2 protein-coding genes are annotated in these 2256 nt (G+C 61.7%); one reads left to right on the top strand and one right to left on the bottom strand.

Features of this window, described 5'->3' with window-relative positions; translation table 11 throughout:
* A partial coding sequence (locus tag PF446_RS01090) for an enoyl-CoA hydratase-related protein (RefSeq protein ID WP_298068848.1) occupies positions 1 to 1057 on the bottom strand: 1057 nt, incomplete at its 3' end.
* Between the two features lie 216 nt (positions 1058 to 1273).
* Between PF446_RS01090 and PF446_RS01085 the strand changes: the two genes are divergently transcribed.
* Positions 1274 to 1753, top strand: a complete 480-nt coding sequence (locus PF446_RS01085) for a hypothetical protein (RefSeq protein WP_298068846.1) — start codon at positions 1274 to 1276, stop codon at positions 1751 to 1753.
* Positions 1754 to 2256: the final 503 nt, after the last annotated feature.

The following is a 2256-nucleotide window of genomic DNA, read 5'->3' as shown; positions in this document are numbered from 1 at the left end:
TGCGGGCGCGCTGCAAGGCCGGCTCGATGTATTTCATCTCGCGGTCCTGCAGTGTGACCTGGAACCCTTTAAATGCACTCCACGCGGCAATGTCGCCGCCCATGGTGCCTGCACCGACGACATGCACGTGCTCGATGTCGTGCTCGACGTCCGACCCCAGACTCTTGAGGCGTTCGCGCAGGAAGAACACGCGGATCAGGTTGCGCGCCTTCGAGGTGTCGGCCAGCCGGGTTACAGACCGGGCCTCCAGTATCAGACGCTGGCCGATGTCAGACCCACCGCGGCGCCAGACTTCGATCAGTGCGAACGGCGCAGGGTAATGCTCCTTGCGGACACGGCCGGCTGTCTGCTTCAGCACGATGCGGGCAAGAACCTGACGGACCGGCCACAAATGGGTGGACCAGGCCAGCAGCCGTTGCAGGATTGGACGCTTGGCCGGCTTGCCGATCCGTTCGCGCGCCGTTTCCAGCAGCACGTCGTCATTGCACAGCGCGTCGACCAGACCGACTGAACGTGCGCGTCGTGCAGAGAATGGGTGACCGGTCAACATTGCCTGCAACGCCTGTGGCGCGCCGATCAGGCGGGGGAGGCGAGCGGTGCCGCCCCAGCCGGGATGGATGCCCAACATCACTTCCGGAAGGCCGATACGCGTTCCGGAATCATCCACCGCGACCCGCTGGTCGCAGGCCAGGGCCAGCTCGGCGCCTCCGCCCATGCAGGCCCCATGCACCGCAGCAACCGTGGGGCAAGGCAGTCGAGCCAGTTTCTCGAACACCTTCTGACCGTTGCGGATGTTCTGCATGACGTTGTTGTCACGGGCAAAGGTCATGTATTCATGCACATCGGCGCCGACCGCGAATCCCGCGTCCTTGGCCGAATGGATGATCACGCCCCGCGGGGCCTCAATGGCCAGGCGTTCGACGATCTCGCCGAGTTCATCGATCACTGCCCGCGAAAGCGCATTGACCTTGCTGCCGGCACGATCCAGGGCCAGCATGACGATGCCGTCCTTGTCAGCTTCGGCCTGCCAGTGCTTGAAGCGCAATCCATCGAACATATGCAAGATGCACCCAATTGAGAACAGGAACAGTCACGATACCGCGAGGTCGTGGTGAATGCGAGATACGATGTACAGCCAGGCTGAATGGCCAAAATACAGGCCTGCCGAGAATGCGTGCGCATGTCGGGGGCTTACCCTATGCTCATCATGCGCCATGTGGCTGAACAGATAGGGCGCAGGTACCTCATGGCTGTCTTCGGGATGATTTGAACGATGAAAGCGGTAGGTCTTCAACCTGGGTCGGACACGCTCGAACGTATCGTAGCCGCGGATTCGGTACTCACGATGATCAAGACCGACCAGCCGGAAGTCCTGGTCGAGCAGTTTCGTCATGTCGCCCGTCGCAGCGGGCAGTCGGTGTATGTCTGGTATCCGGACAAAGGCTTGCGCAGCCTGCGCGAAGGTGACGTGCGCGTGCCCGGTTGCAGGGGGGTGGGTGACACGTTCCGATACGTGATGCAGAGCATGCATTTCGGCATCTACCTCATGGTGGGTGTCCGTGGTGCTCTCAATCGCGCTGAACAGACCCTTTTGCGCCAGCTCGAGCGCCGTGGTGCGGAGTACGTGCGTCGGATCGTCCTGCTTGGCAACGATGAGGCCCTGATGAAGTCTGTTGAGGCCAAGGCCAGCATGATCGAGACCGAGATGGAGGGCGGCCGGCCGCGGTTGCGCGACGGCCGCTGGGTGGTCTGAAGATGTTTGCCGGAAAACCTCTGCATGTATTGATCATCGCCTCTGGTCGGGAGGACCGGCGTCGTCTTTTTGATGCGCTGGACGGCGAGGACCTGGGTGCGCTGCATACCGCGCGGGATGCAGGCCAGGCGATCAGCCTGGTTGCGGAAGAGGCGCAAATGGATGTGGTGATCATCGATTTCGTCGGTGACGCCAGCGAAAATGTTGCCTTTTGCGCCAAACTGCGCAGCACTCCGCATTATGCACACGTCAAGGTTCTGGGCATCCTGGCTGCAGAGAACAGGCAGCGTCGGTGGGGCTTTCAGCAGATCCCGGATGGTGTGGACGAATGGATACGCAGCCCCGTGGATGCAGGCGAGGCCCGCGCGCGACTGAAGCAGATAATCAGCGCAGATGCGCCAACCACTTCGGCGACAGCGGCACCTCCATCAGGTTGACGATCTTTTCCGCGATGCGCTTGACGTCGTCACGCTGCGTGATGTGACGCAGAATCAGCGTGAACT

This window comes from Oleiagrimonas sp. (genome assembly GCF_027858935.1).
In the GTDB taxonomy this organism is placed as follows: Bacteria; Pseudomonadota; Gammaproteobacteria; order Xanthomonadales; family Rhodanobacteraceae; genus Oleiagrimonas.
The sequence above is the reverse complement of the archived record's forward strand: the minus strand, read 5'-3'. Positions and strand labels throughout refer to the sequence as shown.